The following is a 13,578-nucleotide window of genomic DNA, read 5'->3' on the forward strand; positions in this document are numbered from 1 at the left end:
GCAGAGGGCGGCAAGGCAGCAGGGCGCCTAGGCGCTGCGGTTCAGTGGGATGACCTGGGCCTCGCCCGCGACCGGCTCGCGCGTCGCGGCGACCACGACCGGCAGGCGCACGGTGACGGCCGTGCCTTCGCCCAGGGTGCTGTCGATGCTCATGGCTCCGTGGTGCAGTTCGGCCAGCGAGCGGACCAGAGACAGGCCCAGGCCCGTGCCCTGCGCCCTTTGCTCGACGCCGCCGGCCTGTTCGAACGGGCGGCCCAGGCGGGCCAGATCCTCGGGTGCGACGCCCAGGCCGGTGTCGGCCACGGTCAGTTCCAGATCGGCCCCCAGGGCTTCGGCGCGGACCGTGACCGACCCGCCCGCCGGAGTGAACTTCACCGCGTTGGACAGGAGGTTCAGCGTGATCTGCTTCAGGGCGCGACGGTCGGCGGCGACGATCACGGCCTCGGGCGGCAGGACGGCGGCCAGATCGACGCCCTTGTCGTCGGCCTGCACCCGGACCAGGGCCAGGGCGGCCGACACCACCTCGCGCACGTCGAAGCGTTCGATCGTCAGGTCGTAGCGGGCGGCCTCGATGCGGCTGACGTCCAGCACGTCGTTGATCAGGTCCAGCAGGTGGCCGCCCGCCTCATGGATCGACTGGGCGTAGTCGGCGTAGCGGTCGGGCACGGGGCCGAACAGGCGCTGGCGCATGATGTCGGAGAAGCCGAGCACGGCGTTCAGCGGGGTGCGCAGTTCGTGGCTCATATTGGCCAGGAAGCGCGACTTGCCGGCGTTCTGGGCCTCGGCCTCGGCGCGGGCGGCCTCCAGCCCCGCCTCGCGGGCGTGCGCCAAGGTGGCGTCCAGGGCCAGGGCGATCAGGCGCGGCGGCTCGTTCGTGTCCAGGCGGCGCAGCACCAGCAGGATGCGGCGGTCCAGCGCCAGACGCGGGGCGAAGCGCACCTGCACCTCGCCGCCCGCGCGGGCCTTGGCCAGGGCGGCCTGGACGGCGGGGCGGTCGGGCGCGTGGACGGCGGCGACCAGCCCGTCCTCGAACAGGGGATCGACCGGCAGGGCGGCGGGCGCCGCGCCATAGGCCGCCAGGGCCGCGCCCGAGGCGTCCAGCACCAGGGTCAGACCCGGCTGACCGGCCAGCACCGTCTCGACCTGGCTCACGGCGCCCTCGACGGCGGCGGCGCGGCGGGCCTGTCGCGTGGCGCTGAGGCGGAAGGCGAGGGCGGCGGCGCCGGCCGTCAGCAGGGCCGAAACCGCGGCCATGACCGGCGAGACGTCGGGCGCGCCGTTCAGCCGGGCCGAGGCCAGTCCCGCCAGCACCGCCAGAGCCGCGCCCAAGGCGCCGAACGGAGCCAGCCGCGTCTCCCCCAGGGCGACGGCGGCGGCCAGGGGCATGAAGACGAAGCCGCCCAAGGGGCCGGTCAGCCCGCCCGACAGGCCCGCCGCCGCGATCGCCGCCAGCGACCAGGCCGCCAGCAGGGCGGCGCGCACCGCCCGCCCGTCGCGGCCCAGCAGGATCAGGCCCAAAAGGCCCGGCGTGGCCATTGCCAAAGTCGCGGGGGTCAGGGCTGCAGGCGCGTCCAGCCCCTGGGTCGGACCGCCCAGCCAGGCGGCCCCCAGGGCGGTCAGCCCGACCGCCGCGGCCCAGCCCGCGTGCCAGGCGGCCAGCGCCGGTCCGCCCCGCGCGTCGTCGGCGAGGGGTTCGGTCGGGCGGGACGGGGCGGCGGCTGGGTTCAATCCGGGGCCTTGCGCGACTGATTCATTCCGCCCCAGTCTAGTCCCTGACGGCCCCGCGCCCTAGGCCGCTCGCCTGCCGGGCGACTGTCCCGGAACGATGCAGGGGCGAAACCTGGGGATGATCGCGGCGGTTGTCGTTAACGCCCCCGCGGCCTATGTCGCCCGCATGAGCACGACCGACGCTATTCCCGCCCTGACCCTCGACGAAACCCTGGCCGAACTGGTCGAGGAATTCGACCTCTTGGGCGACTGGGAGGGGCGGATCGAATACGTCATCGACCTGGGCAAGGGCTTGTCGCCCCTACCCGAGGACGCTCGCATCGAGGCCAACAAGGTGCCGGGCTGCGCCGCCCAGGTCTGGCTGTCGACGCGCCGCGCCGACGGGCGGCTGTTCTTCGACGCCGACAGCGACAGCGCCCTGTCCAAGGGCAATATCGCCCTGCTGCTGAAGCTCTATTCCGGTCGGACGCCCGCCGAGATCCTGGCCTTCGACGCCCGCGCCGCCCTGGACCGCCTGGGCCTGCCCTCGGCCCTGACCCGCCAACGCGCCAACGGCCTGAACAGCATGGTGGGCCGTATCCGGGAAGCGGCGAGCGCCGAGGGCTGATCGAAGGGCGGACTTCGGCCCTTTTGCGGGCCTTGTGATCGCGTTCGAGCCTTGGCCGGCTAATCGGTGACGCTCAAGCTCCCCATAATCCGCCAGCCGTCTACAGTTTCGATGCGGATTATATACGCGCCTCGCCGAAGATAGAGCGTGGCGGTCGTCTGATCGGGCGCGATCAGCACTTGGTCGGAAGGCACAGCCCCCATGCCCTCTGCAATCCGAACGGCTTGCACGAGACCTAGACCGCCGGGCGCGACAAAATTCACTGGCGTCGCACGCCGCCGTGAATCGGCTGCCAGCCAGCCCGGTCGGCCGTTCACAGAGGGCAATCGCGGATGAAACACAGACAGGTCCACACGGTCGGAATAGGGTTCCGTGGTGAAAGCGCGACCGGACCCCTCAGCAACCGCGACGGGTTCTGTTGGCGAAAATCGCTCAAGCACCGCACGTGTCGGGGCGGGATCCGCCGCAGGGTCGAACGAGGGCCAGTTGAAGGACTGTTCGATCGTCAGCGGGTCGATGCCGGACAGACGCTTCAAACGGCTGGCGAACCACTCCGCTTTTTCTGTCGGCGCTTCGGTCACATGGGAATAGCCGCAGAGCACGACGGCGCGGCTATCAGGGTTCGGCGCCAGAACATGATCGATGAAGTTTCGCGCCTGCGCCTCTTCTCGCTGATGGATCCGCTCGACTGCACTGGCATTGGGAGGGAGAATCCTCTGCTCCGCCGTCTGTTCATACCCCGCTAGGCGATACCCCAGCCCCAGCGCCTCACGCACCGCTTCCGCATAGACAGGATCGCGGGAATAGTAGCCGTGGCTCGGCAGGAAGGGGGCACCAGCCTGCAGATCACCGACCGCTGCCCCGCTGGCGCGCTCCCAGTTGAAGGTTTCCGCCGCAAAGATATTGAAGCCCAGGGGGCGCAAGGCTCGCAGAACCAAGGCCGCAAATGCTCGATGTCCCGAAATGCTGTGGGATTCGTTCAGGATGACAATGCGCGTCTCACGAGCGCGCTCGACAATGGCGGCGATGGCCGGTTCGGCTCGCAGCTCCAGTTCAGCTGGAATAATGGCCCGCGAAACGGGGCCGGCGGTCGCCGCAGCCTCATCGCCCACGAAGGCCGCATGCTGAGACAGCATCGCTTGAGCGTCTCGATCGCCCGTCGCCGCCTGCGTCTTTAGGGCGAGATATTGCGGCAGATAGAGGTTGCCCTGCTGGAACAATGAATGAGCATCCAGCGCTTCCTGAGCCTGCAAGGGCGGAGCAACACAGGATGTAGCAGCAAGAATGCCGAATGCACGCCGCGATAGCATCATATTCCCCCCGAGTTGGCGTGATCATGGAACACTGATTTGCGGCCCGTTTGCGGCAACGGCAAAGGTTCTCGCTCAGTTGTATTCTGAAAGGTTCAGCTATCCGGCTTGGCCGCCGCTTTAGGCGTCAGCTTTCTGGACCGAAAGGGCGCTCTCACCCGATCCCGTAGTGCTCCGCCAGGGCCTGAAGCCCCTGTTTCAGCACCGTCTTGCCCTGGCGGCGGCGCAAGGCGAGGTCCTGTTCGGCCAGTTGCAGCGAGGCGCCGTGGATGCAGACGCGCTCGACCAGGGCGCGCAGGCGCGGGCCGCAGGCGGCGAGCGCCGCCTCGACGCGGGCGGACGCCGACAGGGCGCGGTCGCTCGGCTCGACGCGGGCGGAGCTGCCGCCGCCGGCGCGGGGCAGGGCGTCCCAGCGCATGGTCAGGGACGGGCCGCTGAGGGCGATCTCGCCGTCAAGCCGCAGGCGCTCGCCCGCCGCGACCTCGGCCGGGGTCAGCCAGGGGCGGCCCGAGGCGTCCTTGCGCCGGGCCAGCCAGGCGACGGGGCTTTCGCCCAGGTTGGCGCGGCGGGTCGTCAGGCGGCCGTCGGCCTCCATGACGGCGCGCTCGCCTTCGATCAGGCCGGGGCGGCCGGGCGGGGAGGGCGCCAATCCTGGTGAAAGCGAGGTGTTGGTCGCGGGCGTGGGGCGCGGCAGCCAGCCGCCGCCGTCGCGACGCCGCAGGCCCGGCCGCTCGACCAGGGCGCGGAACGCCGCCTCGTCCAGGGTCAGCACCACCCGGCCGCGCCGGTCGCCGCCGAGCCGCAGGGGATAGGCGGCGCCCGACTGGTCCAGCCAGGCGCCGGGGCGGTCCAGCAGGGCGCGGGCGCGTTCAAGGGTTCGGCTCATCGGGCGGCTCCGGCGCTGAGGGCCAGATCGACGGCGGGCAGTTCCGACACCGCGCGCAGACAGGTCTCCAGCCCGTCCATGACGATGTCGTACTTGTCGTGGTCGCGCTCGTCCTCGGCCCAGCGGCAGGCGGTCGAGGCCGTGGCCCGGTTCAGGCCGAAGGCGTGGGCCACCCGCTCCAGCGGCCAGCCGAAGGCGACATGGGCCAGATACATGGCCGACCATCGCGTGCGGCAGGCGCGCGGCCGCACGCGTTCGCGCCGTAGCATCTCGGCCGTCGGCACGCCGAAGGCGTAGGCCGCCAGGTGCAGGGCCGCATCGGCGCGAATGCGGTCCCCCTCCGTCACCGGCACGCGATAGGGCTCGGCCCGATAGGATTCCATTGTCGCAGCAGCTCCCGAACGTTTGTTGTCTTTGCCCATCGTGCAGTGCGCCGAGGGGTGGGTTAGGAATCTTGTCCTAACCAACGTCAGAAGCGGTCGCTTCGCCTTGCCGGGCGCGCGATCGGCTGTGGAGCAATGGATGCGCGGCAGGGGATGGTTCGCGCGTCAAGGGGGCATGTCGCGCCGCATGGTTAATAAATTAACGAATCCTTGACTCGGGACTCTCGACGGCGATTCGCAAATCAGCCTAAGCGTTTCATATCGGGACCTGTTAACCCTTCTTAAGGTTTTGGCCCGTTAACGTTGGAACAAGGTTACTCGGTCGCCGCTCCCTGGGCGACCATCGCCAAGTTTTGCCTGGAGGGGCATGAATGCGCGTCCTGCTGATTGAAGACGATCACGCCACGGCCCAAAGCATCGAACTGATGCTCAAGTCGGAGGGCTTTAACGTCTATACGACCGACCTGGGTGAAGAAGGCATCGATCTGGGCAAGATCTATGACTACGACCTCATTCTGCTGGACCTGAACCTGCCCGACATGAGCGGTCTTGAGGTTCTGCGCCAGCTGCGCGTCGGCAAGGTCAATACGCCGGTCATGATCCTCTCGGGCAGCCACGAGATCGAGACCAAGGTCAAGACCTTCGGCGGCGGCGCCGACGACTACATGACCAAGCCCTTCCACAAGGACGAACTGATCGCGCGCACCCACGCCGTGGTCCGCCGCTCCAAGGGCCACGCCCAGGCCATCATCCACACCGGCGAGATCGCCGTGAACCTGGACGCCAAGACGGTGGAGGTGGACGGCCACCGCGTGCACCTGACCGGCAAGGAATATCAGATGCTGGAGCTGCTCTCGCTCCGCAAGGGCACGACCCTGACCAAGGAAATGTTCCTGAACCACCTCTATGGCGGCATGGACGAGCCCGAGCTGAAGATCATCGACGTCTTCATCTGCAAGCTGCGCAAGAAGCTGGCGACGGCGGCGAACGGCAAGCACTACATCGAAACCGTCTGGGGCCGGGGCTATGTCCTGCGCGACCCGTCGGAAGGCGCCGTCAGCGTCGCCGCCTGATTGACGACCTGGGCCTCCACTCAGGGTTAAAGCTTGAAGCGCCCGCCGGGAAACCGGCGGGCGTTTTGCTTTGCTGGGGCGCTAACGGCCTTTGGCCTGCTTGAGCGCGCGCTTCTTTCCTCCCCATTCCATGGGGAGGGGGACCGCGTAGCGGTGGAGGGGGCGCCGCCGCCGTTCGCCGTTTGCGGCGCAGTTCGGACAGGCCGGCGTCGCCCCCTCCGTCACGGCGCTGGCGCGCCGCGCCACCTCCCCATGGAATGGGGAGGAAAGAGGACGCTTACCCGCCGAACGCCGCCGCCAGCGCGTGGAACATCGGATTGGCCCGGCCCTTGGCGTCGAACAGCAGGGGGCTGTCCTTGCCGTCGTCTTCCGATCCGCGACGCAGCCAGCTGTCGACATCGCGCACGCCCCAGATGGAGAAGGCGAACTGTTGGGCGCGGGGCAGGGCCATGAAGGCCTCGGCCAGTTCGGCGACGCGGGCGGTCTGCTGCGCGATCTTCTGCGCGCGCGGCCTCAGGTCCTTGAGGCGGTCGCCGGTGCGCAGCGAGGCGTCCAGTTCGGCGACGTGGATGGGCAGGCCGAACTGGGCCAGTTCGCGGATGAAGGCGGCGGCCTGACCGGGAGGGATGCTGATGTCGAGGTGGCTCTGGGTCCCCAGGCCCGTGACCGGGGCGCCGGCCTTTAGCAGCCGCTCGACCAGCCGCAGATAGGTCGCGCCCTTGGCCGGGATGTTTTCCAGGTCATAGTCGTTGAGGAACAACACCGCCTCGGGCGCCGCCAGTTTCGCCTGTTCGAAGGCGCGGATGATGTAGGCGTCGGTCCCGCCCAGGCCCTCGCTCCAGACGCAGTCGCGCAAGGCGTGGCCGTCATGCGTCACCGGCTCGTTGACCACGTCCCAGCCGACCACTTGGCTGCGCCAGCGTCCGGCCACGGCGGCGATGTAGCGGTCGTATTCGGCGGCGAAGCGGGCGCGCTCGCCGGTCAGCGCCCTGAACCACGGATGGTCCTGCGCATACCAGATCAGGGCGTGGCCGAAGAGGCGAAGGTCCAAGTCGCGGGCGAAGTAGGCGATGCGGTCCGGCGCCTCGAACAGCAGCGAGCCGTCCTCCTGGAGGATGTACTCCATCTTCATCTCCCACTCGGGCGTGAGCTGGGAGAAGTGCTCGGACACCAGCCGGAACCAGGTCTGGTCCGACAACTGGCCGGTCATGCAGGCCGCGCCGACGGGGAAGGGGGCGAGGGATTTCAGCGCGCGGACGGGGCGGTCGATCGGGGCGACGGCGGCCTCGCCGGGGCCGCAGGCGGCCAGGGCGATAGGGGCGGCGAGGAAGGCGCGGCGTGACACGCTAAAGCCCTCCCCCTCGAGGGGGAAGGGGGAGGCAGAGGTGTGGGGTTTAGCCCCCTGCACGACGGCGCAGACCCATTTCGTCGAAGGCGGCGGTTTCTCGTTTGGCGGCGGCGATCAGCTTGTTCAGGCGGGTCGTCTCGGCGACATGCTCGAACTTCTTCAGCTCCTCGAAGGCGCTGGTCAGGGCGTCGCGGGCGCCTTCCTCCTCGGCGCCGATGGCGACGACCACGCTCTCGGCGTCCGCCTTCTTCAGCTTCCAGCCGTTCAGATAGGCCTGAAGCATCATGCTGGATGCCGGGTCCAGGCGGGCGTTCTGGCGCTCGATCTCGACCTCGGCGTCGAGGACGGCGACGCGCATCTCGGCCTCGGCCTTGCGGGCGGCGACCTCGGCCAGACGCTTCTGCAGCGTCTCGACCTCGTAGTTGGAGATGCGGATCAGGGATTGGGCCCAGGCGGTCATTCAGATGTTCCTGATCACGGTCAGACCATTCCTTGGTTCAGAATGGTTTCCAGACGGTCAAAGCTTTCGCTCAAACTGGTGTGGTCGTCCTTGTCCTGGCCGAGGAAGTCCTCGAGCGCGGGGTTCAGGGCGATGGCGCGGTCGACCACGGGGTCGGCCCCGCTGCGATAGGCGCCGATCTTGATCAGCTCTTCCATGTTGGCGTAGGCCGACAGGCACTGGCGGGCGCGGCGGTTCAGCTCGCGTTCGGGCGGGGTCTGGCAGCCGGGCAGGGTCCGGCTGACCGACTTCAGCACGTCGATGGCGGGAAAGCGGCCGCGCTCGGCGATCTTGCGGTCCATGACGATGTGGCCGTCGAGGATGCCGCGCACGGCGTCGGCGATGGGCTCGTCATGGTCTCCGCCGTCCACCAGGACGGTGAACAGGGCGGTGATCGGCCCGGCCTCGGTGCCGTCGGCGCGGATCGGGCCGGGGCCGGCGCGCTCCAGCAGCTTGGGCAGTTCGGTGAAGACGGTGGGGGTATAGCCCTTGGTGGTCGGCGGTTCGCCCGCGGCCAGGCCGATCTCGCGCTGGGCCATGGCGAAGCGGGTGACCGAGTCCATCAGGCACAGGACTTCCAGCCCCTGATCGCGCAGATATTCCGAGACGGCCAGGGTCATGTAGGCCGACTGGCGCCGCTTCAGCGCCGGTTCGTCCGAGGTGGCGACGACGACGATGGCGCGCTTCAAGCCCTCTTCGCCCAGGGTCTCCTCGATGAACTCGCGGACCTCGCGGCCCCGTTCGCCGATCAGGCCGACGACCACGACGTCGCAGGTGGCCTGCTTGGCCAGCATGGACAGCAGCACCGACTTGCCCACGCCCGAACCGGCGAAGATGCCCAGGCGCTGGCCTCGGCAGGTGGTGGTGAAGACGTCCATCGAGCGCACGCCCAGATCCAGCCGCTCGCCCACCCGGCCGCGCGAATGGGCCGGCGGCGGCGAGGCGCGCAGGGGATAGGGGACGGCGCCTTGCGGCAGCGGCCCCAGCCCGTCGATGGGCAGGCCGAAGGCGTCGATGATGCGGCCCAGCCAGGCGGTGGTTGGGCGCACGCTGGCGGCGGTGTCGATGATGCGGATGTCGGCGCCGGGGGCCACGCCCTCGACCGGGCCGAAGGGCATCAGCAGGGCCTTGGCGTCGCGGAAGCCGACGACCTCGGCGGGCAGGGGGGCTTGGCCGCGCCGTTCGATCTCGGCCCGGGCGCCGACCGCCAGACGCGACAGGCCGCCGCGCGACTCGATCAGCAGGCCGCTGACGCCCGCCACCTTGCCGGTGACGACCAGCGGGTCGATCGCTTCGACGGCGGCGACGAGATTGCGCAAACGGGACCCTCAGGCTGCGATCGGATCGATCTGACCGCAGCGCCTCTAACCGTTAACGGATGCCTCATCGTGGTTAACGAGCGGTGAAGTCGAGCTAAGGGATCGCCCCTACACGTCATCCAAGAGAAATGTAGGTTTCTGAACTTAGGGTTGAAATGTAAAATGTGCGGTCATCAATCGAGTCAAAACGCCAAGGAGCGGACTGGATGTTCGGCAAGGGTCGTCAAAACCGTGATGTGGAGCAGAAGCTCCATGACCTCGACAGCAAGATGGCCGCGATCGGCCGATCCCAGGCGGTGATCGAGTTCGATCTGGACGGGCGCATCCTGGACGCCAACGACAACCTCTTGAAAACGATGGGCTACGCCCTGGACGAGATCCGGGGGCAGCATCACCGCACCTTCATGGACCCGACCGAGGCGGCGACCGTGGCCTACGCCGACTTCTGGCGCGACCTGAACGCCGGGCGCTTCGTGGCGACCAAGTTCCGGCGTCTGGCCAAGGGCGGGCGCGAGGTCTGGCTGCAGGCCTCCTACAACCCGGTGCTGGGGCCGGACGGCCGCCCGGTGAAGGTCATCAAGCTGGCGGTGGACATCACCCAGGCCGAGCAGGAAACCGCGCGCCGCGAAAGCGAACGCCTGGCGGCCGAGGCGGCGCAGAACGCCCTGGTCGAAGCCCTGGCCGGCAATCTGTCGCGCCTGTCCGACGGCGACCTGACGGCGCGCATCGATCAGGACATGAGCGGCGCCCACGCTCGGGTGAAGGACGACTTCAACAGCGCGGTCGACAGCCTGCGTCGGACCCTGGGCCAGGTGCTGAACTCGGTCTCGGGCCTGCGCGGCGGCTCGGACGAAATCTCCAGCGCCTCGGACGACCTGTCGCGCCGCACCGAGCAGCAGGCGGCGTCGCTGGAGGAGACCGCCGCCGCCCTGGACGAGATCACCGCCACCGTGCAGCGCAGCGCCGAGGGCGCGCGTCAGGCCGCGACCGTGGCCGGCGAGGCGCGCGGCCAGACCGACCGCTCGGGCGTGGTGGTGCGCGAGGCCATCACCGCCATGGACGGCATCCGCAAGAGTTCGGACCAGATCAGCGACATCATCGGCGTCATCGACGAGATCGCCTTCCAGACCAATCTTCTGGCCCTGAACGCCGGGGTCGAGGCGGCGCGGGCAGGCGAGAGCGGGCGCGGCTTCGCCGTGGTCGCCTCCGAAGTGCGGGCGCTGGCGCAACGGTCCGCCGAGGCGGCCAAGGAGATCAAGACGCTGATTTCCGCCTCCGCCGCCGAGGTGGCGCAAGGGGTCAAGCTGGTCGCCGAGGCCGGGACCGCCCTGGACGCCATCGCCGGCAAGGTGGGCGAGATGGACGCCCTGGTCGCCGAGATCGCCGCCTCGTCCCAGGAACAGTCGTCGGGCCTCAGTCAGGTCAATCAGGCCGTGAACCAGATGGATCAGGTCACGCAGCAGAATGCGGCCATGGTCGAACAGACCACGGCGGCGGCCGCCAACCTCAAGACCGAGGCGGAGGGCCTGGCCCAACTGGTCGGCCGATTCCAGACCGGACAGGGCGCGCCCGTCGGCGTGGTGCGCCAGATGACGGCCAGGTCGGGTCCGCCGCCCGCGCTGGAAGGCCAGAGGGCGCGGCTGCGGGCCGTGGTCAACGGCGGTCCGACCGAGGAATGGACCGAGTTCTGATCCGTCAGAAGACGTGCCGGATCGCCAGCCGCATCAGCACGGCCAGGATCAGGCCGAACAGGGCCCCGGCGGCGATGTTCAGCACGGGCGTGCGCAGGCAGGCGAGCAGGATCTTCATGATCGGCTCGTCGTCCGGCTCAGGCCGGGGCGCCCGGCTCGGTCAGGGTCTGGGGCTGCCCCTTGGGCGCGGTCAGAACCGCGCCGACCGAGGCGGCGACGATGGCGGCGATGGCCAGCCATTGCAGGCCGCTGAGCTGTTCGTGCAGCAGGACCAGCCCCGCCAGGGCGCCCACGGCCGGCTCGCCGCTGAGCAGGACGCCGAAGGTGCGCTTGGGGATGTGGCGCAGGGCGATCATCTCCAGTGAATAGGGCAGGGCGCTGGACACCAGGGCGACGCCCAGGCCCATCAGCAGGACCGAGGGCGCCAGCAGCGCGACGCCCGCCGACGCCACGCCGAAGGGGGCGATGACGAGAGCCGCCGTGGTCATGCCCAGGGCCACGGACTGACCGGCGTGCATGTGCGACAGCCGCTTGCCGAAGACGATGTAGAGCGCCCAGCACAGACCGGCGAAGGCGGCGAAGGCCACCCCGACGGGGTCCAGCTTCTCGATGCCGCTCCAGATCGGCAGCAGCATGGCCAGTCCCGCCACGGCCAGTCCGACCAGCAGGAAATGGATCGGCCGCCGCGAATGGATCAGGGCCAGGGCCAGCGGCCCGCTGAACTCGATGGCGATGGCCAGGCCGAGCGGGATGGTCCGCAACGACATGTAGAAGCTGAGGTTCATCAGCCCCAGGACCAGGCCGTACAGCAGCACCCGTCCGGCGTCGGCGCGGGTCAGGCGGAACCGCCACGGCCGCCAGATCGCCAGCAGGACCAGGGCCGACAGGCCGACGCGCAGGGTCGAGGTCCCCTCGGCGCCGACGATGGGAAACAGTCCCTTGGCGAAGGATGTGCCGACGGCCAGCGACACCATGCCGGTCAGCAGGGCGAGATAGGGCAGGGCCGCCGCGAGGCGCGGCGAGCGAAGGCCGAGGGTCAGGGAGGACATGGCGCGGAACCTAGTGAAAAGTCGAATGTGTTTCTCGCTGAATTCTGCTGATAAGATGCAAGAAAACCGCGTTAGAAAGAAGTCCGGTGCCAAAAACCATCGCGCTTGATGACTTCGACCATCGGCTGCTGGATCTGGTCCGGCGCGACAATCTTCAGCCCGCGCGGGTGCTGGCGGAACGGGTCGGCCTGTCGGAATCGGCGGTGTCGCGGCGCCTGCGCCGTCTGCGCGACGAGGGCGTCATCGTCGCCGACGTGGCGGTGATCGACGAAGGAAGGCTGGAACGCGCCCTGACCATGCACGTCCTGGTCGAGATGGAGCGCGAGGGGACGGGGGTGCTGGACGTCCTGATCGCCAGGCTGACCGCCCGGCCCGAGGTCCAGGCCGCCTGGTACGTGACCGGCGAGACGGACTTCATCCTCTATGTCCGCGTGCCGACGATGGAGGCCTATGAGACCTTTACGCGCGAGGTGCTGAACGACGACGCCCGGGTTCGCGCCTTCAAGACCCTGATCTCCATCCGGGAAGTCTTGCCGTTCGACCCGGCGCGGCGCGGGCTGGCGTGATGAGGCGGGCTAAGGCGATCTTGAGAATTCCTGTGCGGCGCGATCTTGCCTCGGGCGTATAAGGCCTGTCAGTTAAGCTGAAACCGCCGCACGGAGTCTTCCCATGTCTGACACCGCTTATGACGCCAGCCGCCACAAGAAGGCCGGGCGCGGCCGGGTCTATGACAGCATCATCGACACCATCGGCGACACGCCCCTGGTGCGGCTGCCGAACCTGACGGCCGAGTATCAGCCCAAGGCCACCGTGCTGGCCAAGCTGGAGTTCTTCAACCCGATCGCCTCGGTCAAGGACCGCATCGGCGTGGCCATGGTCGAGGCGCTGGAGCAGGCGGGCAAGATCAAGCCGGGCGCGGTTCTGATCGAACCGACCAGCGGCAACACCGGCATCGCCCTGGCCTTCGTCGCCGCGTCCAAGGGCTACAAGCTGATCCTGGTCATGCCCGAGAGCATGTCGATCGAGCGCCGCAAGATGCTGGCCCTGCTGGGCGCCGAACTGGTGCTGACCCCGGCCGAGAAGGGCATGAAGGGCGCCATCGCCATGGCTCAGGAACTGCTGGACCGCACGCCCGGCGCCGTCAGCCCCTCGCAGTTCGAGAACCCCGCCAACCCGGCCATCCATGAGGTCTCGACCGCCGAAGAGATCTGGAACGACACGGCCGGCGCCGTGGACGTGGTCATCTCGGGCGTCGGCACCGGCGGCACCATCACCGGCGTCGGCCATGCGCTGAAGGCGAAGAAGCCCTCGGTGAAGATGATCGCCGTCGAGCCGACCGCCTCGCCCGTCCTGTCGGGCGGCGCGCCCGGCCCGCACAAGATCCAGGGCATCGGCGCGGGCTTCGTGCCCGCCATCGTCGACCGCGGCGTCATCGACGGCGTCGAGCAGGTCTCCAACGAGGACGCTTTTGACATGGCCCGTCATGTCGCCCGCGCCGAGGGCGTCCCCGTCGGCATCAGCTCGGGCGCGGCCCTGGCCGCCGCCTTCCGCCAGGCGGCGCTGGACGAGAACGCGGGCAAGACCATCGTCGTCATCCTGCCCGACTTCGCCGAACGCTACCTGTCCACGGCCCTGTTCGAGGGGCTGTAGGGGCTTGGGTTTCTCCCTCCCCATGAAGGGGAGGG

At 69.0% G+C, this 13,578-nt stretch carries 13 protein-coding genes; 5 read left to right on the forward strand and 8 right to left on the reverse strand.

Annotation, left to right across the window (positions count from 1 at the left end):
* Positions 1-27: 27 nt before the first annotated feature.
* Positions 28-1,728 carry a sensor histidine kinase gene (locus AC3IS2_RS02725; RefSeq protein WP_489199144.1) on the reverse strand — a complete coding sequence of 567 codons (1,701 nt, stop codon included), beginning with the start codon at positions 1,726-1,728 and terminating at the stop codon, positions 28-30.
* A 166-nt stretch (positions 1,729-1,894) separates the two neighbouring features.
* Here AC3IS2_RS02725 and AC3IS2_RS02730 point away from each other — a divergent pair, with 166 nt between their 5' ends.
* A complete protein-coding gene (locus AC3IS2_RS02730; protein WP_489200083.1) occupies positions 1,895-2,335 on the forward strand; it encodes a SufE family protein in 441 nt (146 codons plus the stop codon).
* 59 nt (positions 2,336-2,394) lie between these two features.
* Here AC3IS2_RS02730 and AC3IS2_RS02735 read toward each other — a convergent pair whose 3' ends face one another.
* The 3 genes from AC3IS2_RS02735 to AC3IS2_RS02745 all read right to left on the reverse strand — a co-directional run bounded on the left by AC3IS2_RS02735 (position 2,395) and on the right by AC3IS2_RS02745 (position 4,914).
* On the reverse strand, positions 2,395-3,645 hold the full coding sequence (locus AC3IS2_RS02735; RefSeq protein ID WP_489199145.1) for a hypothetical protein: 1,251 nt from the start codon (positions 3,643-3,645) through the stop codon (positions 2,395-2,397).
* Between the two features lie 154 nt (positions 3,646-3,799).
* Positions 3,800-4,531 carry a DUF6456 domain-containing protein gene (locus AC3IS2_RS02740; RefSeq protein ID WP_489199146.1) on the reverse strand — a complete coding sequence of 244 codons (732 nt, stop codon included), beginning with the start codon at positions 4,529-4,531 and terminating at the stop codon, positions 3,800-3,802.
* Positions 4,528-4,914 (reverse strand): chromosomal replication initiator DnaA, encoded by a 387-nt coding sequence (locus AC3IS2_RS02745; protein ID WP_489199147.1) that lies wholly within the window; start codon positions 4,912-4,914, stop codon positions 4,528-4,530. Before AC3IS2_RS02745 ends, AC3IS2_RS02740 begins: the two co-directional genes overlap by 4 nt.
* 371 nt (positions 4,915-5,285) lie before the next feature.
* Between AC3IS2_RS02745 and ctrA the strand changes: the two genes are divergently transcribed.
* Positions 5,286-5,987 carry a response regulator transcription factor CtrA gene (ctrA, locus tag AC3IS2_RS02750; RefSeq protein WP_489199148.1) on the forward strand — a complete coding sequence of 234 codons (702 nt, stop codon included), beginning with the start codon at positions 5,286-5,288 and terminating at the stop codon, positions 5,985-5,987.
* 277 nt (positions 5,988-6,264) lie between these two features.
* On the opposite strand, the gene AC3IS2_RS02755 is transcribed toward ctrA, so the two are convergent.
* Genes AC3IS2_RS02755 through fliI form a run of 3 tightly spaced genes read right to left on the reverse strand, consistent with a single transcriptional unit; the run spans position 6,265 to position 9,153 of the window.
* The gene (locus AC3IS2_RS02755; RefSeq protein WP_489199149.1) at positions 6,265-7,332 is read right to left on the reverse strand and encodes an endo-1,4-beta-xylanase; all 1,068 of its coding nucleotides are present in this window, start codon (positions 7,330-7,332) and stop codon (positions 6,265-6,267) included.
* 49 nt (positions 7,333-7,381) lie between these two features.
* Positions 7,382-7,795, reverse strand: a complete 414-nt coding sequence (locus AC3IS2_RS02760; RefSeq protein WP_489199150.1) for a flagellar export protein FliJ — start codon at positions 7,793-7,795, stop codon at positions 7,382-7,384.
* Between the two features lie 20 nt (positions 7,796-7,815).
* Complete coding sequence (gene fliI / locus AC3IS2_RS02765; RefSeq protein WP_489199151.1) at positions 7,816-9,153, reverse strand: flagellar protein export ATPase FliI; 1,338 nt, start codon at positions 9,151-9,153, stop codon at positions 7,816-7,818.
* A 206-nt stretch (positions 9,154-9,359) separates the two neighbouring features.
* On the opposite strand from fliI, the gene AC3IS2_RS02770 reads away from it, so the two are divergent.
* Positions 9,360-10,844, forward strand: a complete 1,485-nt coding sequence (locus AC3IS2_RS02770) for a methyl-accepting chemotaxis protein (RefSeq protein ID WP_489199152.1) — start codon at positions 9,360-9,362, stop codon at positions 10,842-10,844.
* A gap of 137 nt (positions 10,845-10,981) precedes the next feature.
* On the opposite strand, the gene AC3IS2_RS02775 is transcribed toward AC3IS2_RS02770, so the two are convergent.
* On the reverse strand, positions 10,982-11,893 hold the full coding sequence (locus AC3IS2_RS02775) for an EamA family transporter (RefSeq protein ID WP_489199153.1): 912 nt from the start codon (positions 11,891-11,893) through the stop codon (positions 10,982-10,984).
* Between the two features lie 86 nt (positions 11,894-11,979).
* Here AC3IS2_RS02775 and AC3IS2_RS02780 point away from each other — a divergent pair, with 86 nt between their 5' ends.
* Both AC3IS2_RS02780 and cysK read left to right on the forward strand, forming a co-directional pair.
* On the forward strand, positions 11,980-12,459 hold the full coding sequence (locus AC3IS2_RS02780) for an Lrp/AsnC family transcriptional regulator (protein WP_489199154.1): 480 nt from the start codon (positions 11,980-11,982) through the stop codon (positions 12,457-12,459).
* Positions 12,460-12,562: 103 nt separating this feature from the next.
* Entirely contained in the window at positions 12,563-13,543 is a 981-nt protein-coding gene (cysK, locus tag AC3IS2_RS02785; protein WP_489199155.1) for a cysteine synthase A, read from the forward strand.
* Positions 13,544-13,578 lie beyond the last annotated feature (35 nt).

The organism is Brevundimonas sp. KH_025 (assembly GCF_057839885.1).

Excerpts from the sequence above, each read along its gene's own strand:
- AC3IS2_RS02730 (WP_489200083.1), top strand. The coding sequence starts at position 1,895 with ATGAGCACGACCGACGCTATTCCCGCCCTGACCCTCGACGAAACCCTG.
- AC3IS2_RS02735 (WP_489199145.1), bottom strand. The coding sequence starts at position 3,645 with ATGCTATCGCGGCGTGCATTCGGCATTCTTGCTGCTACATCCTGTGTT.
- AC3IS2_RS02740 (WP_489199146.1), bottom strand. The coding sequence starts at position 4,531 with ATGAGCCGAACCCTTGAACGCGCCCGCGCCCTGCTGGACCGCCCCGGC.
- AC3IS2_RS02745 (WP_489199147.1), bottom strand. The coding sequence starts at position 4,914 with ATGGAATCCTATCGGGCCGAGCCCTATCGCGTGCCGGTGACGGAGGGG.
- ctrA (WP_489199148.1), top strand. The coding sequence starts at position 5,286 with ATGCGCGTCCTGCTGATTGAAGACGATCACGCCACGGCCCAAAGCATC.
- AC3IS2_RS02760 (WP_489199150.1), bottom strand. The coding sequence starts at position 7,795 with ATGACCGCCTGGGCCCAATCCCTGATCCGCATCTCCAACTACGAGGTC.
- AC3IS2_RS02770 (WP_489199152.1), top strand. The coding sequence starts at position 9,360 with ATGTTCGGCAAGGGTCGTCAAAACCGTGATGTGGAGCAGAAGCTCCAT.
- AC3IS2_RS02775 (WP_489199153.1), bottom strand. The coding sequence starts at position 11,893 with ATGTCCTCCCTGACCCTCGGCCTTCGCTCGCCGCGCCTCGCGGCGGCC.
- cysK (WP_489199155.1), top strand. The coding sequence starts at position 12,563 with ATGTCTGACACCGCTTATGACGCCAGCCGCCACAAGAAGGCCGGGCGC.